Origin of the sequence: Janibacter sp. GS2 (assembly GCF_051200835.1) — a bacterium.
Classification (GTDB): Bacteria; Actinomycetota; Actinomycetes; order Actinomycetales; family Dermatophilaceae; genus Janibacter.
Map to the genome: position 1 here is coordinate 786,690 of NZ_CP195161.1, position 17,464 is coordinate 804,153.

A 17,464-nucleotide genomic window follows, 5' to 3' on the forward strand; every position below is an offset into this window, starting at 1 on the left:
GATGACCGGGCACGTGGTCGTCATGGGCGTCTCGGGCAGCGGCAAGACCACGGTGGCCGAGGGGGTCGTCGCGCGCACGGGGTGGATCTTCGCCGAGGCGGATGCCTTCCACCCGCAGGCCAACATCGACAAGATGGCCAGCGGGACGCCGCTGACCGACGAGGACCGGTGGCCGTGGCTGCGTGACCTCGCCGCGTGGATGGCCGAGCACGGGGCGAAGGGGGAGAACACCGTCATCACGTGCTCCGCCCTCAAGCGGGTCTACCGCGACGTCCTGCGTGAGGACGTCGCCGCGCTCGAGGGCGAGCACCGGGTGGTCTTCGCCCATCTCGACGGGTCCGCCGAGGTCCTCGCGGCCCGTCTCGAGGGACGCCGGGGGCACTTCATGCCGGCGTCCCTGCTCCAGTCGCAGATCGACACCCTCGAGGACCTCGACCCCGACGAGGACGGCGTCCGGCTGGACCTGACCGAGCCCCCCGCCCCGCTCATCGACCAGGTGATGGGGTCGGTCGCGCCGGGGCAGTGACCCACCGCGCCTGACAAGACAAACCTCGCCTTCGCAAGAGTTTGAAACTCTTGCGAAGGCGAGGTTTTCCGGGTCACCCGAGAATCTGGAGGCGCCTGGTGCGGCGGGCTAGCCGAAGATCGCCACCGCCAGGAGCGTCGAGATGATCAACCCCGTCATCACGGGGAGGAAGCACATCCGTGCCAGCTCCAGCACGTTCACCCGGGCGAATCCGGCGACCGCGATGAGCGAGGACCAGGCGACGAAGGTGCCACCACCGGACCAGATGTTGCCCATCTGGCCCACCGCGGCGAGCGTCTCCGGGGAGACCCCGACGACGGGACCGAGGCTGCCGGCCAGCGAACCGGTCAACGGGAGGCCGGAGAAGCCCGAGCCGTCGAGGCCCGCGATGACGCCGATCGCGAGGATGCCCAGCGCGGAGACGTAGCCGTTCTCCGGGATGTACGCCTGGGCGTTGAGGACCGCGTCGAAGAGCAGCGACGGGCCCGCGGGGGTACCGTCCGCATTCGGTTCCACACCGAGGATCTGACCGGAGAAGTCGCCGTTGCCGATGAAGAAGAATCCAGCGATCGGCAGGACGACACCCATGGCGCGGAAGGCGAAGACGAGACCGTCGGTGACGTGCTCGGCCGACCGCTCGAGGAAGGTCTTGCGGCTCTCGGCGAAGGCGGCGAAGAAGATCGTCATCGCCGCGATGCCGCCGACCAGTGCCGCGGCGTCTCCGCCCGAGACGCCCTCGTCGGCCCCACCCTGCGAGAGGGTCCACATGAGGTAGACGATGAGTGCCAGGTAGGCCAGTGGGACGGCGACGGCGAAGGCCTTGGACACCCGGGGCGAGATCCCCTCCGGCGTGTCGAAGTCCTGCGACCCGGGGGCGACGATGTCACCCTCTCGGGCCCGGGCGTGCTCGGCCATCTCGTCGCGTCGCAGCGCGGCGCCGTGGCCGGTCGTCGGGGAGTCGACGGCGACGTTCTCGTCGAAGTCGTCCTGGCTTCCCTCCCACTCCGCGAGGAGCTCCGGGCTGCCGGGCCGCATCTTGCGGAACTCCATGACGTAGCCGATCGCGAGGGCCACACCACCGGTGATGAGCGAGAGCGCGAGCGCGCGGTTGGCGACCATGTCCGGGTCGGCGTTGGCGGCCGTGGCGGACAGGCCGGGCGCGACCCGGATCACGAAGTCGCTCGAGAGCGCCATGCCCTGACCGGCGACGGCGATGGCGAAGCCGGCGGCGAGGGGCCGGAGGCCGGACCGGATGGCCACCGGGACCAGGACCGCACCGATGAGCGGCACGGCGGGAGTGGGCCAGAAGAAGAGCGAGATGGAGTACGTCGCAACGACGATGGTCCAGAAGGACAGGTGTCCGTTGCGCATCACCGGCCGGAAGGGGGCGACCATCCGCTTGTCCGAGCCCAGGGCCTGCAGGGCCCCGAGCATGCCCGTGACCAGGGCGATGATGAGGAAGATGTTGAACAGTTCCTGGGCCGCGACGAGGGTGGCGTTGAAGATCGCGGCCAATCCTGCGGCGAGGGAACCCGTGTAGATGATGCCGACGAGCAATGTGAAGAAGACGGCGGGGACGATGATGTTCTTGCGGGCAAGCATCGTCGCGAGGATCGCGACGATGCCGACGAGATATACCCAGTGTGCTGCGGTGATCTCGATCATTCGGGGACTCCTGACACGACGGTGCTGGTGATGGGTCAGCCTGCCGAGGGCGCAGCAGGGGGTCTACGTCAGGGGTGCACAGTTGGCGACAGCAGATCCTGTGCACTTGTGCACTACACCGACTCGGCGGGTGGGTGCAGGGTGGAGTCGGGACACACGTCTCCCTCCGGATGGTGGAGATCGAGCGAAGGGAGATGGGCGTGGGTGCTGGCCAGGACCGGCGGGCGACCGTCGTGGCGGCCGCGGCGCTGCTGCTGGTCACCATCACCGGCACGATGTCCAACAACATCATCAACGTCCCGCTGCGTCGGGTGGCCGCCGACTTCGACCAGCCGGTCGCCTACGCCGTGCTCTGCGTCAGCGCCTTCACCCTCATGCTCGCAGTCTCCCTCCCGCTCACTGGTTGGTTGGGGGATCGATTCGGTCGCAAGCGGGTCCTCGTCTCCGCCCTGGCCCTGATGTGCGTCGCCCAGGTCGCAGCCGCGCTCGCGCCCTCGCTGCCCTTCCTCATCGTGATGCGAGCGCTGCAGGGTCTCGGCTGCTCGGCCATCCCCCCGTTGGTCATGGGCATCCTCATGGTCGTCTACCCGGAGAGCCGTGGGCGGCTCATGGGTGCCTGGGCGGCCGCCAACGGTGTCGGCCAGGCGATCGGTCCACCGGTGGGCGGGGTGCTCTCCGATGTCGCGGGCTGGCGCTCCATCTTCGTCCTCGTGGCGGTGCTCTCCCTCATCGCTCTTATCGTCATCCAGGCCACGGTGCCCCCGATCGAGCCGAAGCAGACCCCCTTCCACGTCGCTGGTGCGGTGCTGCTGACCTCTGGTGCCGGGTTCCTTCTCCTCGGCGCCACCCTGCTGTCCCAGCCGTCCGTGCCGCTGCGGATCGACGCCGCACTCGCTCTCGTGGGGGTGCTCCTCCTCGCCGGCTTCCTCAAGGTGTCGTACGGCAACCCGCGCGCCCTCATCCCGCTGCGGCTCGCGGCCGAGGTGCGCTTCCTCCGCAGCTGCTTCGCCGCCTTCGCGCAGATGTTCCTCCTCGGCACGAGCCTCGTCGCGATCCCGCTCGTCCTCACGGGGCCGATGGGCCTGTCGTACAGCAGTGCGGGTGGTCTCTTCTTCGTGCTGCCGGTGGTCATGGCCGTCACCGCGCCACTCGTCGGCCGGATGAGCGAGCGCGGCTCGCCCCGTACGGTGCTCCGCCTCGGACTGGCGCTCATGGTCGTCTCGGCGACGCTCACCGCGCTCGCCGTCGGCGGGCAGACGCCGCTCATCGCCCCGGTCCTCGCCTGCCTCCTCCTCGTCGGCGGGGCGATGGCGATGGTCCAGACCCCGGCGGCGACGGGGGCCACTCGGTCGCCTGCCGGCGCCCACGGAGCCGCGCTGGGACTGTTCAACCTCACGCGGTTCGCGGGGATGACCGCCGGTGCGGCCTGGGTCGGCCTGCTCACGCCCTTCGACGGGCGGGTGGCGATGTTCGTCGGGGCAGCGGTCATCGCCGCGATCGCCTTGGTGATCAGCTTCGCGGGGACCAGCCCACAGCGGGAGGCCCCCGCGGTGACGGCCGGGGCCTGATCAGCCCGAGTCGACGGCGCGAGAAGCATTGTCGGCAGTCTCTGCGAGGAGGTCGAGCTTCATCGCCAGCCACAGGGAGAACTGGGTCTCGGGGTCGCGCAGGTCCTGGGAGATCGTCTTGGACGCCCGGTCGAGCTTGTAGAGCATCGTGTTGCGGTGGACGTTGAGATCGCGGGAGGCGCGGGTGAGGTTGCCGCCGTCCTCGATGTACGTCCGGGCCGCGTCCTCCAGGTCGCCGGTGGCCTGACGAAGGGGAGTGAGCATCTCCGACGCGTAGGCCCGCCCCTCCTGGCTCAGGGCGAGATCGAGCAGGACCACGTGCGTGCGCATGTCGAGGAAGCCGACGGGCTCGGTCTTGCCGAGCTGGCCCGCCAGGGACAACGCGATGCGCGCCTCCCGATAGCTCTCGCTGATCCTCATCGCACCGTCGACCGGACGGCCGTAGGTCACGAGGAGCTGGCGGTGGGTCTCCGACTGGAGTCGTCGGTGCAGCGCCGTGGCGTAGGCGGCGACCTCGGCACTGCCCTTGTCGGTGCCCGAGCGGGTGGCCGGCGCGACCTCGCGCACCACGGCGATGACATCGCCGACGACGGCGGACAGGGCGGCGCGGTCGTCGGCGCCGCGCAGTCGCAATGCGGTGCGCGCCATGTTCGACAGGTGCTGCGGTGAGTCGTTCTCCGCGATGAGGCCGTGGACCTGGACGATGACGACCCCGAAGCGGCGGTCGGTCGGAAAGCGTCGGTGGGCCGCCCGCGCGACGAGGTCCGCCGTGTTGGAGAAGCGACCGTGCAGCAGCGCGTGCACGAAGTTGCCTCGGGCTCGCTCCTCGGCCCGCTCGATGCTGCGCATCCGCAGCACCTCGGTGCCGACGATCGACACCGCCTCCTGCAGGGCGATGACGCGCGTCGCGGTGTCGTGGCCGGTCTGGTCGTCGGAGGCGGCGATGAGCACCAGCCAGCCCTCGGACCGCTCGGCGACGGTGACCGGCAGGCACAGGACCTGGGCGCTGTGTCCCTCGACCTCCACGACGTGCTCGTGGACGGGGTGGTGGCCACCCAGGGCCCCGGGGACGGTGCCCTCCTGCGTGCTGACCCGCCGAGCGATCGACCCGGCCGTGCTCGAGTCGATCCACGGGTGCTGGTCGCGCGCGATCGCCTGCAGCGTGTTCGTCGCGTCGAGGAAGGCGACGGCACACCCGGTGAGGCGCTCGATCTGCTGGCAGATGGACTCGATGCCGACGCCTCGGTGGAGCAGGGTGGCCAGCTTCTCGTGGACGCTCGTGGCGTAGCGGAGCACGTGACTCTCGTGGGCGAGGGCGAGCTGGGCGACGAGCCGGATCACTCCGTCGATCGAGGCGCCGGAGGAGAAGCCCAGGACCGGCAGGCTCGCGGTGACGTGGGCCCAGCGCCCCTCGTTGGGTTCGCGGACGAGCACGAGCGCGGCTCCGCGCTCCTCGAGGACGGGCAGGACGTCGGGGGTGAGCACGCCGTCGTCGCCGACCACGACCGTGCGCGTGAGATCGCTGGCATTGGCCAGTGCCTCTTGGGCCGAGCGGGCCCACTCGAGCGGGACGGTGCGGTCGCCGTCGACGATGGGCCACGCGTGCCGGAGCAGCTGTTCCTCGAGAAGGCCAGCGATGGTGAGGTGCTCCGAGACCTCGACATCGACGGTGTTCATTTGTGCAGTATAGCCATCTGCAGGGGGCATATTCCGTGCTGTCGGTCCCTTGAGTCGGCTCCTCTCGTCGGCCAGTGTGGATCCTGACCAGCAGCCATCCCCACGAAGGACGCCTCCATGCACCGCATCTACCGGATCACCCTTGACGACGCCCTCCCCGCACTGGCCGCAGCGCGTGCCAAGGCGGAGGAGATCGGGGTGAAGCAGACGTTGTGCATCGTCGACGAGAGCGCCAACGTCATTGCCCTGCACCGCCTCCCGGGCGCCCGTCTGACCGGCGTCGACATCTCGATCGCGAAGGCGTACACCGCAGCGGGGCACGAGCGGCCGACGCACAAGTTCAACGAGGAGCCCAACGGGCCCGCCCTCCCGGGCAACGAGGCCTTCGGTATCAGCCACATGATCCCGGGCAAGTTCGCGATCTTCGTCGGTGGCTTCCCCCTGGAGTACGAGGGCCAGATCGTGGGCGCGATCGGAGTCTCCGGCGGCAACGGGGAGCAGGACAAGGCCGTGGGAGCGGCGGCGATCGACGCCTTCGCCCAGCACATGGCGGCCCATCCGCCTGCCTGACACCGCACGGCGAAGGGGGGTGGACCGTTGGCCGGTCCACCCCCTTCGTCCTGACCACGTCCGTCAGGCGATCATGAGGGCGTCCGAGGCGATCCACCCAACGAACGATGAGGTTCAGCATGCAGGACGACGTGGCTCCCGGCAGCGCTCACTCGCGCACCTCGGGGCAGTGGAAGCAGGACATCCTGCGGACGTACAACCGAGTCAAGCAGGACGTGTCGGGCACGGGGGTGGAGCGGCAGCAGATCCACCTGCACGACGCCCATTTCCTCATCGTCGCCGTGCACCAACGAGTCCCCGCGCTGGCGACGATCGCCCGGGTGGATCCTCAGCTCGGGCGGTGGGGAGACGTGGCGATCATCGACGCGAACAAGGAGATGTTCGCGACGGCGCTGAGCGAGGACCTGGGCATCCAGGCGCACGGGATGTTCCAGGACTACGACCCCACGAGCCAGACGGCCGTGACCGTCGTGCTCCTGGCCTCTCCGCTGCCGTTCTCCTGACCACCCGTTCGTCACCGGGGGAGGTGCCTGACCTCGGCCGAGGTCAGGCTGCGACCGAAGGCCGACTCGTAGTGGGCCACGGATGCCGCGTGCACGGCCTCGTCCTCGGCGGCGAGGCAGTCGCGCACGAGCCAGGCGTCGAATCCGCGCATCATGGCATCACGCGCCGTGGACTCGCAGCAGATATTCGTCTGGGTCCCGGCGATGAACAGATGGTTCACTCCCTCGACCCGCAGGAGCTCCTCGAGCCCGGCGTCCGGCTCGATCATGGCGCTGTACCGGTGCTTCAGGACGATGTCGTCCTTCGCCTGGACGTCCATCCCGGGCCACATGCGGTGGCCGGGTGAGCCAGGGCTGAGGACCCGGGTGCGGTGGTCCATGGCCGTGGCGCCCAGCAGCCTGCGAAGGCTGGGCCAGTCGTCCGGGTCATCGCGACTCGTCGTCTGGACCCAGACGACCCTGGAGCCGCTCTCCCGAAACCAGCGCGCCAAGTGGTTGATGGGGGCGACGATCTCCCGGGCGGGAGGGGTAAACCTGAATCCGGCGTCCGGGTCCAGGAAGGCGTTCTGCATGTCGATCACGACCAAGGCGCTGGTGGCTGGCGAGAACGTGGTGCCGATCGGGTGCTGGGCATCATTCACGGTGTTCACTTCCTGACGACTCAGTAGATGAGGGGGGCGAGGAGGGCTGCGACCACGAGCCCCGAGACGACGGGAACGAAGAGCCTGCGGGCCAGTTCGATCACGGATATACCGGTGACGCCCGCGACGGCGACGAGTGACGACCAGATGACGAGGGTCCCGCCCCCGGTCCACGACGCCGCGTTCTGCCCGATCGCCGCGAGTGTCTCGGGGTCCACCCCGGCGTCGGGGCCCAGGGCGGATGAGAGGGTGCCGATCAGCGGAAGCCCGGCCCACCCCGATCCGTCGAGGCCGATGAGCATGCCGGCGAGCATGATCGCCAGTGTGGTGAGGACGGGGTTCGCCGGCACGTAGGCCTGGCCCGACTGGATCGCGTCGAAGAGGAATGCCGGACCCGCTGTCTCCTCACCCAGGCTCATGATCGTGGAGGAGAAGTCGCCGACGCCCATGAGGACGAAGCCGGCGACCGGCAGCACCACGCCCATCGCCTTGAAGGCGAAGACGAGGCCGTCGACGATGTGCTCTGCTGCGGCCTCGAGGGGGTCATCGGAACTCAGGAGAGTGACGACGAAGAGGACGACGAACCCGATGCCGCCGATGAGGGCGGCCCCCGACAGCTCCTCCAGGACGGGGAGGAGGTCGGTGAACCGGGAGACGAAGAGCAGGGCCACCATGGTGAGGAAGGCCAGCGGCACACCCACGGCGACGATGCGTTTCTGCCGGTGCGTCGTCGGTCGCGCCTCGTACTCGTCCGCCGCGTGGGCGGCCGCCTCCGACAGGCCTTCACCCCCTGCAGGCTCCGCCGGCCGCGGGTCCCGGGTGACCAGCGCCGAGGACAGCGCATCGGCGATGTCCTCGTTGTCGGTCAGCTGTCGGCCGGCCCGGGCTACGGTCAGGCGCCCCCGCGAGGTGAGGAAGTAGGCCACCGTGACCGCGACCCCTCCGACGATCCACGAGAGCACGAGAGCTCGCTCCGCGATGAGGGAGGCATCGAGGGCGCCCCCGCTGGCGGTGATCCCCGGAGCCACGCCCATGACGTAGTCCGAGCCGAGCGCCATGCCCTACCCCGAGATCGCGATGGCGATGGCGGCACCCAGTCGGGTGAGCCCCGCGGCGAGGGCGGCCGGGATCAGGGCGGCGGCCAGGATCGCCAAGGTGGGCGTCGGCCAGAAGACGAGGGACATGAGGTAGGACGCGAGGAACAGCACGACGAAGGCGGTGTGACCGTTGCGCATGAATCGCGTCAGCGGTTGCGCCATGAGGGAGTCGGTCTTCATGACCCGCATCGCGCCGGTCATCGCGCTGATGACGGCCAGGACGAGGAAGAGGTTCAACAGTTCGGTCGTGGCGACGATCAAGCCGTTGAAGGGGGCTGCCAGACCTTTGAAGAAGGATCCGGTGAAGGCCCACGCGGTGATGATGGTCGCGATGACCGCGGGGACGATGACGTTCTTGCGTCGGAGCATGACAAGCAGGAGCACTGCTACGCCGATGAGGTACAGCGACTGCGCCACGGTGTCCATCGGGGGTCCTCTCGGTGATGGCGCCCTCGGACACGATGCGGTGTCCGCTAGCGGGTCTCGCCCGGACCTGCGGCCTGCGAGCAACCGCGACGGGTCCGGGGAGGGCGCCTGTGCCGGGCGCGCGCCCAGCGGGATGTGCGGGAGGGGCGTGGAGGACTGACCGAGCCCATGAGGTGACGATGGGCGGTGCTGAGCACGGGTCGGGGCCCTTCAAACGAATGGGTCGCGGGGACACGCTGGGCGTGTTGCGACCGGATACCGCCGACGACTGGCAGGCGCTTCACCGTGGAAGGTCCCTCAGTCATTCGTGCTCTGTGCCTACCGTTCCGACGATCGCGAGGAGGCAACCGTGCGGCAAGGTGCGCTCAGCCAAGCAGGCTGCCCTGTCCGCGTCAACACCCGGTCGCCCACTGGACGGCCTGGCGACTCAGGCCACGAGCGCGGTCAGCTCGATCTCCACCGGGGCGCCACCCGGGAGGCTGGCGACGCCGACGGCGGAGCGGGCGCACCGCCCCAGGCCGCCGAGGTGCCCGACGAGGACGTCGGTGGCGGCGTCGGCGACCGCGGTGTGCTGGGTGAAGCCGCTCGCCGCGTGCACGTAGACGGTCATGCGCACCAGCCCGACGATCCGGTCGAGGTCACCTACGGCGTCCACGACGGCGGACAGGGCGTTGGCCGCGGCGATGGCGGCACCCCGTCGCGCCTCCTCGAGGTCGATGGCATCCCCGACGCGGCCGGTGATCGCCAGGGTGCCCTCGACCCGAGGCGTCATCCCCGCCGTCGTCACGAGGTTCCCGGCCCGGCTCGTCGGCACGTAGTTCCCCTGGGGTTGCGGGGGTGGGGGAAGGCTGGGTGGGGTCACCATGCGACGGCGGTTCCTTCCATCCGGGGATCGGCACCCGCGGAGAGGACGCCGGTGTGGGGGTCACGCGAGATCGCGAGTGCGGAGCCACCGGGGCCACCGCGTTGGACGGGGATCTCGCGGACGAGGTGACCGGCGGCACGCAGCGCGTCCACCGTCGCGGCCGGCAGGCCCTCCTCGAGGCGTACCTCGCTCGGACGGTCGATGACGTCGGCGTCCGAGCCGGGGAAGACGGTCAGGCGGGGGAGGGACACCGCGTGCTGGGGATCGAGGCCGTGGTCGACGAGATGGCTGAGGACCTGCATGTTCCACTGGACCTGCCCGTCGCCACCGGGACAGTTGCCGACGTGGGCCAGGCCCTGGGGCCCGTCGGCGATCCAGGCGTTGAGGGTGTGCAGGGGCTTGCGCCGGGGGGCGACCTCGTTGGGGTGGTCGGGGACGAGGTAGGCGCCGCGGCCGAGCCGGTTGTTCAGCACGATGCCGGTCCCGGGCACGGTGATCCGGGCGCCGAAGGTGAAGGCGAGGGAGTGGATGAAGCTGACGGTCCGCCCTTCGTCGTCCACGACCACGGTGCTCGTCGTGTCCCCGTCGATGCTGGCGTGCAGCGACTCACCGGGGCGGGCGGGGTCGGCGAGGTCTGCGCGCTGACGCGCCAGGTAGTCGGTCGAGAGCAGCTCGCGCCACACCGAGTTGTCGGCGTTGACCCCGGCGTAGCGGTCGTCGAAGGCGGTGCGTGCCGCCCCCGCGAACAGCCCGCAGGCCTCGGGTCCGAGAAGGTCGAGTGCGCCCAGCGAGCCGTCGAGGAGCCCGGCCTGGTGCAGGACCATCCACCCGGCGGAGGGCAGGGGCGTCTGGTGCACGGTGAGGGTGCCGTAGCGGCCGGTGATCGCGGGCTGCTCGGTCAGCAGCGCGCCGGCCTGCCACTCCTCGCCGGCGAAGGGGGCGCCCCCGCGCGTGAGGAAGTCGAGACTGCGCTCGGCCAGCTCCCCGCGGTAGAAGGCCATCGGGTCCTCGGCGAGGACCTCGAGCGTGGTGGCCAGGTCACGCTGGTGCAGCAGGCGCCCGACCGCCGGGACGTCGCCGTCGGGGAGGAAGCACGCGGCGGTCGACGGGTCGGCGGCGAGCGGCGCGCGGCGTTCGGTGATGTCGGCGCGGTTCTTCGCGGTGCAGGCGAACCCGTGCCGGGCCAGGCCGATGCCGCCGGCCCAGAGGCGAGCGAGGTCCCAGCGGGCGTGCCGGGCGAGGACGGCGTGTGCGGCCGGGGCACCGGGCACGGTCACCGACAGTGCCCCGGTGAGGGGGATCGCGGAGTGTCCGCGCTCGCGGTAGAAGTCGGGCGTGCCGCCATCGGGTCCGTATCCGCTGCCGCCCACGGTCCACACGCGTCCGTCGGGCTCACGGACGATCGCGAAGGCGTCGCCACCGATGCCGCACTGACCCGGCAGCACGACCCAGCTGACCGCCGCCATCGCCAGGGTGGCGTCGATGGCATTGCCTCCCGCCGCGAGCACCCGGGCACCCTCGGTCGTGATCAGCGAGTGGCTGGAGGCGATCGCGGAGGATCGTCCGAGCACGACCTGCTGCTGCTGACCGAGGGCGGCGGGTGCCGCGGGGGGAGGGGTGCTCATGCGCGGGGCTTCTTGCGGCGTGGGCCACCGTGCTCGATGTCTGCGCGGCTGACGCCCACGTAGACGTCGCCGTCCTCCTCCTTGACGTCGTAGACGGCGATGGGCTCGGTGGCCGGCGGGTAGATCGGCTCGCCACCCTCGAGCTCGAAGACGCTGCCGTGGCAGGAGCAGCGGATGCCGTCGTCCTGGAGTTTGCCGCTGCTGAGCAGGCAGTCGAGGTGGGTGCAGTAGTTGCTCGTCGCGTAGGCCTTGCCCTTCAGCCGGGCGACGGCGCACTCGAGCTCGTCGACGTAGAAGCGGCGGACATAGCCCTCGGGCACCTGGCCGCTGCGGCAGACCCGGTGGAAGACGACCTCGTCGTCGCTTGGTTCGGGAGTCTCGGTGGTGTCGGTGTGCTCGCTCATCATGGGTCCTATCGGGTCGTGTCAGGGAGTGAAGTAGACCGTCTTGTCGGTCGTGTAGAAAGTCATCATCGACGCACCGGCCTGCTCCTTGAAGGTCTGCGTGGAGGAGTGCTTCATCCCCCCGAAGGGAGCATTCATTGCCATGCCGTTGGTCGCCTGGTTGACCTTGACCAGTCCGGTCTCGACGTCGTCGGAGAATCGGATCGCGCGGCCGATGTCGGACGTGACGATGCCGGCGGACAGGCCGTAGCGCGTGTTGTTCACCGCGGTGATCGCCTCGTCGTAGGACGAGACGGTGATGAAGGCGAGCACGGGGGAGAAGATCTCCTCCTGCGCCAGGGCGGACAGCGGGTCGACGTCGCGGAAGAGCGTCGGCCGGACGAAGTGTCCCCCGCCCGGAGGGTCGGCCTGGTGACCCGTCGGCTCGACGAGCCGGGCCCCCTGCCCGGGCGCGTCCCGGACGTAGTGGGCGAACTTGTCGGCCTGGGCCTGGTTGGCGAGGGGACCGAAGGTCACCCCGTCGTCGAGGCCGTTGCCGACGCGGGCTGCGCCGGCCACCTGGGCGATGCGTGCGATGAGCTCGTCCGCGACGGCTTCGTGGACGATGACCCGGGAGGTGCCGGTGCAGGCCTGGCCCGAGAGGCCGAAGGCGCCCTTGGCGATCATCGTCGTCGCTCGATCGAGGTCGGAGTCGTCGAGCACGACCAGGGCGTTCTTCCCGCCCATCTCCAGCTGGGTGCGCACGTCGACACCGGAGACCTCGTGGATCGCCGTGCCGACCTCGGTGGATCCCGTGAAGGTCACGGCCTGCACCTCGTCGTTGGCGACCATCGCCCGACCCACCTCGGCGTGGCCGTGGACCAGCGCCAGCGCGCCGCCGGGGACTCCCGCCTGGACGAGGGCCTCGACGAGGCGTTGACCCATGAGCGGGGTGACCTCGCTCGGCTTGAAGACGACCGCGTTCCCGGCGGCGAGAGCCGGACCCAGCTTGCGCGAGGGGATGTTCAGGGGGAAGTTCCACGGGGTGATCGCGGCGACGACGCCCACCGGCTGACGACGGGTGAAGACGAGACTGCCGTCGCCCGTCGGGTAGGTCTCGCCGGTCATCCGCAGCGCCTCGCCGGCGAAGAAGCGCAGGTTCTGCGGGGTTCTCATGGTTTCCATGCGCGCCTCGGCGAGCGTCTTGCCCTCCTCGCGGACGAGCTCGACCGCGAGGTCGTCGGCCTGCGAGGCGAGGATGTCCGCAGCGGCGACGAGGACGTCGGCCCGCTTGTCGGGGGAGGTCGCGGCCCACTCGTGCCGGTGCTCGGCGAGGTGCGTGATCGCCTCGTCGACGTCGGTCGTGCTGGACTCGGGTGCGGTGGCGACGAGCTCGTCAGGACGAGCGGGGTTGGTCCGGTCGAAGGAGGCGCCCGATCCGGGCCACACCCATTCACCCCCGATGAAGTTGCCCTTGAGTCGGGTCATGTTGCGGCTCCTTCCAGGGCCTCGAAGAGATCCCGTTCGGGATCGGTCAGCAGGGTGAGGGGCACGGTGAGATTCATGTTCACCAGTTCACGAGCGATACCGACGGTCTCCTCGTCGTTGAGTGCGAAGACGGCAGCCACCGCGCCCTCCCGGAGGAAGAAGGCGGTGAAGCTGTCACTCCCGAGGTCGCCGCGGACGACCATCTCGTCCCCGGGGTGGGGTTGGCCGACGCCTTGGAGGTTCACGCCGAACTGGTCGGACCAGTACCAGTGCGGGTCGCTGTTGGTGGTGTCCGCCCCGAGCATCGACTGGGCGGCGACGGAGGCCTGCTTGCTCGCGTTGTCGAAGTGCTCGACCCGGATGCGCCCATCGACCTGGGGGTGGTCCTGGTTGGCCACGTCGCCCGCGGCCCAGACGCCCGGCATGCTCGTGCGGCCGGAGGCGTCGACGAGGATCCCGTTGTCGCACTCGATGCCGGAGGCCACGGCGACCGCGGTGTCGGGGACGATGCCGATGGCGACCACGGCGTGGTCGGCACTGATCTGACCCGCGTCGGTGTCGAGGACGACACCGGCCGCTGTCTCCTGCAGCGAGTTCACTCCGGTGGAGAGGCGCAGGTCGACGCCGTGGTCGCGCTGCAGGCGCGAGCACACCCGGCCCAGGTCGGGCCCGAGGGCGCGGTGCATCGGCTGCTCGGCCGCCTCGACGACAGTGACCTCGACGCCGGCCGCCCGGGCGGCCGAGGCGATCTCGGCGCCGATGAATCCGGCGCCGACGATGACCAGGCTCGACCCCGACGCCAGGGCGGCGCGCAGACGGTCCGCGTCGTCCCGGGTCCGGAGGTGGTGGATGCGTTCGCCGGTGGCGCCCCCGAGGGTCCGGGGGGTGCCACCGGTGGCCAGGAGCACGGCGGAGGCGGGGAGGCGGTCCCCTGAGGAGGTGACGACGACCGGTCCCGTCTCGACGCGCTCCACGCGGTCGTCGGTGCGCACGGTGACGTCCTGGGCCTGCGTCCAGTCGGTCGGCAGGAGGTCGACGCTGGCCTCCGGGTCCTCGAGGTACTCCTTCGACAGCGGCGGGCGCTGGTAGGGACGATGCGGCTCCTCGCCGACGATGGTGATGGGGCCGGTGTACTTCTTGCGGCGCAGGGTGCGCGCGGCCACCGCGGCGCTCTGGCCGCCACCGACGATGACGACGCCGTCGGGAAGGGGGTGGGTCGTGTTCTCGCTCATGCGCCTGCCACCGCCCCGGAGTCCGCGGTCTTGTCCGCCGGCTCGAGGCTGACGGAGATCGTCCCGTCCTCGGCGACGCGCACCGCGTAGGTCGGCTGGCACCCGTCCTGGTCGTCCGGTTCGCCCGTCGCGGGGTCGAACTTCCACTGGTGGCCGGGGCAGATGACCTTGCCGAAGAGCAGGGTGCCCTTGCTCAGCCGCCGTTCCTCGTGGATGCAGATGTCGTTGAGTGCGTAGACCTTCTCGCCCACGTAGAAGAGCGCGATCGGGGTGTCACCGATCTCGACGGCCTTCTTCTTGCGCAGCTTGAGGTCCTTGACGTTGCCGACGTCGTGCCAGTTGCTCATCTCAGGCTCCTGTGAGGTGAGGGCGCCGGGGGTCCGGCGAGCAGATGTGGGTAGACGAAGAGCGGGCGCCGGGGCGGCGCCCGCTCTTCCGGGTGGGTCGGTCAGGCGGCAACCGTCTCGAGGTCCTCGGCGACGTAGCTGTCGTAGAGGGCCTTGGTGTAGCTGAAGCGCATCTCGGCGCCGATGCGCACGGCCTCGAGGCAGCGTTGCTGCAGCTCGGCCGTGTCTGCGCCCTCGAGCACGATCTGGTAGCCGCGCTCGCCGTGCACCTCGTCCGAGGTGATGTGCAGGTCGAAGAACTCGATCTCGTCCTCGGTGAAACCGTAGGTCTCCCGCAGGGGGATGATCTGCTTCTTGTAGATCTGGGGGACCTGCGACTCGAGGCCGACCACGAGGGCCGCGGTCGCGACGACGTAGTGCTCGCGGTCGGCGATCTGGTAGCACCAGGCCTGCAGGCCACGGGTGACCGCGTTCATGTTGCGCGGGTCCTCGATGCGCTCGGCGGTGGTGCCGCAGGACTCCGCGAAGCGCACGAGCAGGTCGGTGTGGCGGATGTCGGCCAGCTCCTCCTCGTACATGTTCTGCAGGAGGAAGTCCTTGGCGTCCTTGTGGTCGTCCGGGGTGTTGCGGTAGACGAGACCGAGGTAGTCGGCGAAGAAGCCGACATAGTGGTAGTGGTTCTCCGCCCAGCGGGCGAAGTGCTTCCGCTCGAGCCGGCCCTCGGCCCAGGCCTTGCTGAAGTTCGCGGTCGAGGCCTCACGGCCCTTGATCGCGTCCTGCAGCGCGGCGCGGAAGTCCTCCTTCGACAGAAGCTCTGCCATGTCAGTCACCTTTTCTTCAGGTTGTCGGGGGAGACGGATGACGCTCCGACTGCCCGGGTGAAGCGATACCACTGACGTTAGGCCGGGCCGGAGCCAACATCTAGGGTCGTTGTGCACATGGATTCCAGGCATTTGACGTGCACTCTGACAGCAGACCGGAGCTGGTCACGGTGCGAGCATGGCGGGGTGACCAGAGCACGTGATCTCCGCCTGCCCACCGAGGCCCCGCCGGAGGACGACCCCAGACAACGCGCCGAGGGCCTGCGCAATGCACTCGTCGTCGTCCTCGCCGTGACCAGCGGTGCTGCCGATGCCCTCGGCTTCCTCGCCCTGGGGAGCGCCTTCACCAGTGTGATGACCGGGAACATGGTCCTCTTCGGAGTGGCCACCGCCCAAGGGGACGTGAACGGCATGCTGCTGACCTCCGTCGCCATCGGTGCCTTCGTCGTCGGCGCCGCGCTCGGGACCCGGATCGCCGGCACGCCCGTGAGCGGTGACCCGGTGTGGCCGGCCGCCGTGAGCCGAGCCCTGGGGGTGGAGCTGGTGCTCTTCACCGGCGTCGGGATCGCCTGGTGGGCCTTCGGCTCCGAGCTGCCGACCGGCGCCTACCTGCCTCTCCTGGCGGCCTCCGCCGCGGCGCTCGGTCTGCAGTCCAGCGCCATCCAGCGCTTCGGGGTGTCCGGGCTGTCGACGACCTACCTCACCGGCACCCTGACCACCGTGGTCATCCGGTTGACCTCGGGCCACGGCTTTCGGGCAGTGCGCCACTCGGCGGTGATCCTCCTCGGGCTGATCGTCGGAGCCGCGAGCATGGCGGCGCTCATCTCGCTGGCGCCCGCCCTCGTTCCCGTGCTGCTCATCGTCACCGTCGCCGGCGTGCTCGCCGTCGTCCTCCTGCGTCGCGAGGAGCTGCACCGATGAGCGAGTCCACACTCCTCTCCCTTCGTGACCTGCACCGCCTGGCCACGGACGTGCTCACCCACGTCGGGATGCCCGCCGATCATGCCGGGTGGACCGCCGACGGGCTCGTCTGGGCGGATGCCCACGGCCTGCCGGCCCACGGTGTGGCCACCAAGCTCGTGCAGTGCGTCCAGCGGATCCGCGCCGGGGGGACCCTCGCCGATCCGCGCATCCGGGTGCTCGCCGACCGGCCGGCCCACCAGCTCATCGACGCCGACCATGCCTGGGGTCAGCCCGTCGGGACCCTGGCCATGCTCCGGGCCGTGGAGATGGCCAGGACCCAGGGAGTGGCCGCGGTCTCGGTGCGGGATGCCACCTCGGCTGCCGCCATGGGCTACTTCGCCGACCTCGCGGCCGACCGCGGGTGCATCGGGCTGGCTGCGACCAACGGCCCCGCCCTCATCGCGGCGCCCGGCGGGCGGCGACGGGTCGTGGGCAACCAGGGCCATGCCCTCGCGGCGCCCGGGGACGGTGACGAGCGCCTCCTCTACGACACGGCGACGACGACGATGTCGACCGGGGAGATGGATGGTGTGCACGAACGGGGTGAACGTCTGCCCGAGGGCGTGCTCCGCGACGCGCAGGGTGAGCCGACGACCGATCCGTCGCAGTGGACCACCGGGCTGCTCGAGCCGATCGGTGGCCACCGCGGGTTCGGTCTCAGCCTGGCCCTCGAGGTGCTCACCGGTGTCCTCGCCGGAGGTGGGCGTTTCGGGGCCGACGTGGGCCTGCCCACCCGGCACGACCAGACGCAGGGGGTCAGTCTGCTCATGCTGGCCATCGCCCCCGTGGAAGGGGAGGACCTCACCGGCCGCGTGCACCGGCTGATCGAGGTCATCGGGGCCTCGGGGGATCAGGCCCGGGCGCCCGGGGTGAACGCCGTGCGCCGCGCTCGACACGCGAGGGAGCACGGGGTGGAGTACTCACCGGCCCAGGTCACCCGCCTGGCCGACCTCGCCGCCTCCTGCGGTGTCACGCCGCTGCCCGCCTGAGGGTGGGCTGTCGCTCGTGACGCGAGCCGCCGTGCCTGACAAGACAAACCTCGCCTTCGCAAGGGTTTGAAACTCTTG

General features: G+C 70.2%; 18 protein-coding genes. 6 read left to right on the forward strand and 12 right to left on the reverse strand.

Annotated features, from left to right (window positions below; genetic code table 11):
- Position 1: 1 nt before the first annotated feature.
- Positions 2-526 carry a gluconokinase gene (locus ACR9E9_RS03895; RefSeq protein ID WP_435201889.1) on the forward strand — a complete coding sequence of 175 codons (525 nt, stop codon included), beginning with the start codon at positions 2-4 and terminating at the stop codon, positions 524-526.
- A gap of 108 nt (positions 527-634) precedes the next feature.
- Here ACR9E9_RS03895 and ACR9E9_RS03900 read toward each other — a convergent pair whose 3' ends face one another.
- The gene (locus ACR9E9_RS03900; protein WP_435201891.1) at positions 635-2,191 is read right to left on the reverse strand and encodes a hypothetical protein; all 1,557 of its coding nucleotides are present in this window, start codon (positions 2,189-2,191) and stop codon (positions 635-637) included.
- A 200-nt stretch (positions 2,192-2,391) separates the two neighbouring features.
- Between ACR9E9_RS03900 and ACR9E9_RS03905 the strand changes: the two genes are divergently transcribed.
- Positions 2,392-3,759, forward strand: a complete 1,368-nt coding sequence (locus ACR9E9_RS03905) for an MFS transporter (RefSeq protein ID WP_435201893.1) — start codon at positions 2,392-2,394, stop codon at positions 3,757-3,759.
- Here ACR9E9_RS03905 and ACR9E9_RS03910 read toward each other — a convergent pair whose 3' ends face one another.
- Positions 3,760-5,436 carry a PucR family transcriptional regulator gene (locus ACR9E9_RS03910; RefSeq protein WP_435201895.1) on the reverse strand — a complete coding sequence of 559 codons (1,677 nt, stop codon included), beginning with the start codon at positions 5,434-5,436 and terminating at the stop codon, positions 3,760-3,762. It abuts the gene before it with no gap.
- A gap of 117 nt (positions 5,437-5,553) precedes the next feature.
- On the opposite strand from ACR9E9_RS03910, the gene ACR9E9_RS03915 reads away from it, so the two are divergent.
- Entirely contained in the window at positions 5,554-6,006 is a 453-nt protein-coding gene (locus ACR9E9_RS03915; protein ID WP_435201897.1) for a GlcG/HbpS family heme-binding protein, read from the forward strand.
- A 107-nt stretch (positions 6,007-6,113) separates the two neighbouring features.
- Entirely contained in the window at positions 6,114-6,509 is a 396-nt protein-coding gene (locus tag ACR9E9_RS03920) for a hypothetical protein (RefSeq protein WP_435201899.1), read from the forward strand.
- An 11-nt stretch (positions 6,510-6,520) separates the two neighbouring features.
- Here the strand turns inward: ACR9E9_RS03920 and ACR9E9_RS03925 are convergent, their stop codons facing one another.
- The 10 genes from ACR9E9_RS03925 to ACR9E9_RS03970 all read right to left on the reverse strand — a co-directional run bounded on the left by ACR9E9_RS03925 (position 6,521) and on the right by ACR9E9_RS03970 (position 15,434).
- Entirely contained in the window at positions 6,521-7,150 is a 630-nt protein-coding gene (locus ACR9E9_RS03925; protein ID WP_435201901.1) for a cysteine hydrolase family protein, read from the reverse strand.
- 20 nt (positions 7,151-7,170) lie between these two features.
- On the reverse strand, positions 7,171-8,208 hold the full coding sequence (locus ACR9E9_RS03930) for a hypothetical protein (protein WP_435201903.1): 1,038 nt from the start codon (positions 8,206-8,208) through the stop codon (positions 7,171-7,173).
- 3 nt (positions 8,209-8,211) lie between these two features.
- Positions 8,212-8,673: a hypothetical protein gene (locus tag ACR9E9_RS03935; protein ID WP_435201905.1), complete on the reverse strand. Its 462-nt coding sequence runs from the start codon at positions 8,671-8,673 to the stop codon at positions 8,212-8,214.
- 427 nt (positions 8,674-9,100) lie between these two features.
- The gene (locus ACR9E9_RS03940) at positions 9,101-9,538 is read right to left on the reverse strand and encodes a RidA family protein (RefSeq protein WP_435201907.1); all 438 of its coding nucleotides are present in this window, start codon (positions 9,536-9,538) and stop codon (positions 9,101-9,103) included.
- Entirely contained in the window at positions 9,532-11,163 is a 1,632-nt protein-coding gene (locus ACR9E9_RS03945; RefSeq protein ID WP_435201909.1) for a gamma-glutamyltransferase family protein, read from the reverse strand. Before ACR9E9_RS03945 ends, ACR9E9_RS03940 begins: the two co-directional genes overlap by 7 nt.
- The gene (locus ACR9E9_RS03950) at positions 11,160-11,567 is read right to left on the reverse strand and encodes a Rieske (2Fe-2S) protein (protein ID WP_435201911.1); all 408 of its coding nucleotides are present in this window, start codon (positions 11,565-11,567) and stop codon (positions 11,160-11,162) included. Before ACR9E9_RS03950 ends, ACR9E9_RS03945 begins: the two co-directional genes overlap by 4 nt.
- 21 nt (positions 11,568-11,588) lie before the next feature.
- Entirely contained in the window at positions 11,589-13,034 is a 1,446-nt protein-coding gene (locus ACR9E9_RS03955; RefSeq protein ID WP_435201913.1) for an aldehyde dehydrogenase family protein, read from the reverse strand.
- On the reverse strand, positions 13,031-14,266 hold the full coding sequence (locus tag ACR9E9_RS03960) for an NAD(P)/FAD-dependent oxidoreductase (protein WP_435201915.1): 1,236 nt from the start codon (positions 14,264-14,266) through the stop codon (positions 13,031-13,033). The genes ACR9E9_RS03955 and ACR9E9_RS03960 overlap by 4 nt, the downstream gene beginning before the upstream one ends.
- Positions 14,263-14,613, reverse strand: coding sequence for a Rieske (2Fe-2S) protein (locus ACR9E9_RS03965; RefSeq protein ID WP_435201917.1), 351 nt, complete (start codon positions 14,611-14,613; stop codon positions 14,263-14,265). The genes ACR9E9_RS03960 and ACR9E9_RS03965 overlap by 4 nt, the downstream gene beginning before the upstream one ends.
- Before the next feature lie 101 nt (positions 14,614-14,714).
- The gene (locus tag ACR9E9_RS03970; RefSeq protein ID WP_435201919.1) at positions 14,715-15,434 is read right to left on the reverse strand and encodes a TenA family transcriptional regulator; all 720 of its coding nucleotides are present in this window, start codon (positions 15,432-15,434) and stop codon (positions 14,715-14,717) included.
- A gap of 186 nt (positions 15,435-15,620) precedes the next feature.
- Between ACR9E9_RS03970 and ACR9E9_RS03975 the strand changes: the two genes are divergently transcribed.
- Both ACR9E9_RS03975 and ACR9E9_RS03980 read left to right on the forward strand, forming a co-directional pair.
- Positions 15,621-16,355: a DUF1275 family protein gene (locus ACR9E9_RS03975; protein ID WP_435201921.1), complete on the forward strand. Its 735-nt coding sequence runs from the start codon at positions 15,621-15,623 to the stop codon at positions 16,353-16,355.
- Positions 16,352-17,386: an Ldh family oxidoreductase gene (locus ACR9E9_RS03980; RefSeq protein WP_435201923.1), complete on the forward strand. Its 1,035-nt coding sequence runs from the start codon at positions 16,352-16,354 to the stop codon at positions 17,384-17,386. The genes ACR9E9_RS03975 and ACR9E9_RS03980 overlap by 4 nt, the downstream gene beginning before the upstream one ends.
- Positions 17,387-17,464: the final 78 nt, after the last annotated feature.

What these genes read in the sequence shown, in the direction of transcription:
- ACR9E9_RS03960 (WP_435201915.1), bottom strand. Translation starts at nt 14,266, where the DNA reads ATGAGCGAGAACACGACCCACCCCCTTCCCGACGGCGTCGTCATCGTC.
- ACR9E9_RS03980 (WP_435201923.1), top strand. Translation starts at nt 16,352, where the DNA reads ATGAGCGAGTCCACACTCCTCTCCCTTCGTGACCTGCACCGCCTGGCC.
- ACR9E9_RS03955 (WP_435201913.1), bottom strand. Translation starts at nt 13,034, where the DNA reads ATGACCCGACTCAAGGGCAACTTCATCGGGGGTGAATGGGTGTGGCCC.
- ACR9E9_RS03945 (WP_435201909.1), bottom strand. Translation starts at nt 11,163, where the DNA reads ATGAGCACCCCTCCCCCCGCGGCACCCGCCGCCCTCGGTCAGCAGCAG.
- ACR9E9_RS03970 (WP_435201919.1), bottom strand. Translation starts at nt 15,434, where the DNA reads ATGGCAGAGCTTCTGTCGAAGGAGGACTTCCGCGCCGCGCTGCAGGAC.
- ACR9E9_RS03950 (WP_435201911.1), bottom strand. Translation starts at nt 11,567, where the DNA reads ATGAGCGAGCACACCGACACCACCGAGACTCCCGAACCAAGCGACGAC.
- ACR9E9_RS03895 (WP_435201889.1), top strand. Translation starts at nt 2, where the DNA reads ATGACCGGGCACGTGGTCGTCATGGGCGTCTCGGGCAGCGGCAAGACC.
- ACR9E9_RS03930 (WP_435201903.1), bottom strand. Translation starts at nt 8,208, where the DNA reads ATGGCGCTCGGCTCGGACTACGTCATGGGCGTGGCTCCGGGGATCACC.
- ACR9E9_RS03915 (WP_435201897.1), top strand. Translation starts at nt 5,554, where the DNA reads ATGCACCGCATCTACCGGATCACCCTTGACGACGCCCTCCCCGCACTG.
- ACR9E9_RS03965 (WP_435201917.1), bottom strand. Translation starts at nt 14,613, where the DNA reads ATGAGCAACTGGCACGACGTCGGCAACGTCAAGGACCTCAAGCTGCGC.
- ACR9E9_RS03920 (WP_435201899.1), top strand. Translation starts at nt 6,114, where the DNA reads ATGAGGTTCAGCATGCAGGACGACGTGGCTCCCGGCAGCGCTCACTCG.
- ACR9E9_RS03940 (WP_435201907.1), bottom strand. Translation starts at nt 9,538, where the DNA reads ATGGTGACCCCACCCAGCCTTCCCCCACCCCCGCAACCCCAGGGGAAC.
- ACR9E9_RS03900 (WP_435201891.1), bottom strand. Translation starts at nt 2,191, where the DNA reads ATGATCGAGATCACCGCAGCACACTGGGTATATCTCGTCGGCATCGTC.
- ACR9E9_RS03910 (WP_435201895.1), bottom strand. Translation starts at nt 5,436, where the DNA reads ATGAACACCGTCGATGTCGAGGTCTCGGAGCACCTCACCATCGCTGGC.
- ACR9E9_RS03935 (WP_435201905.1), bottom strand. Translation starts at nt 8,673, where the DNA reads ATGGACACCGTGGCGCAGTCGCTGTACCTCATCGGCGTAGCAGTGCTC.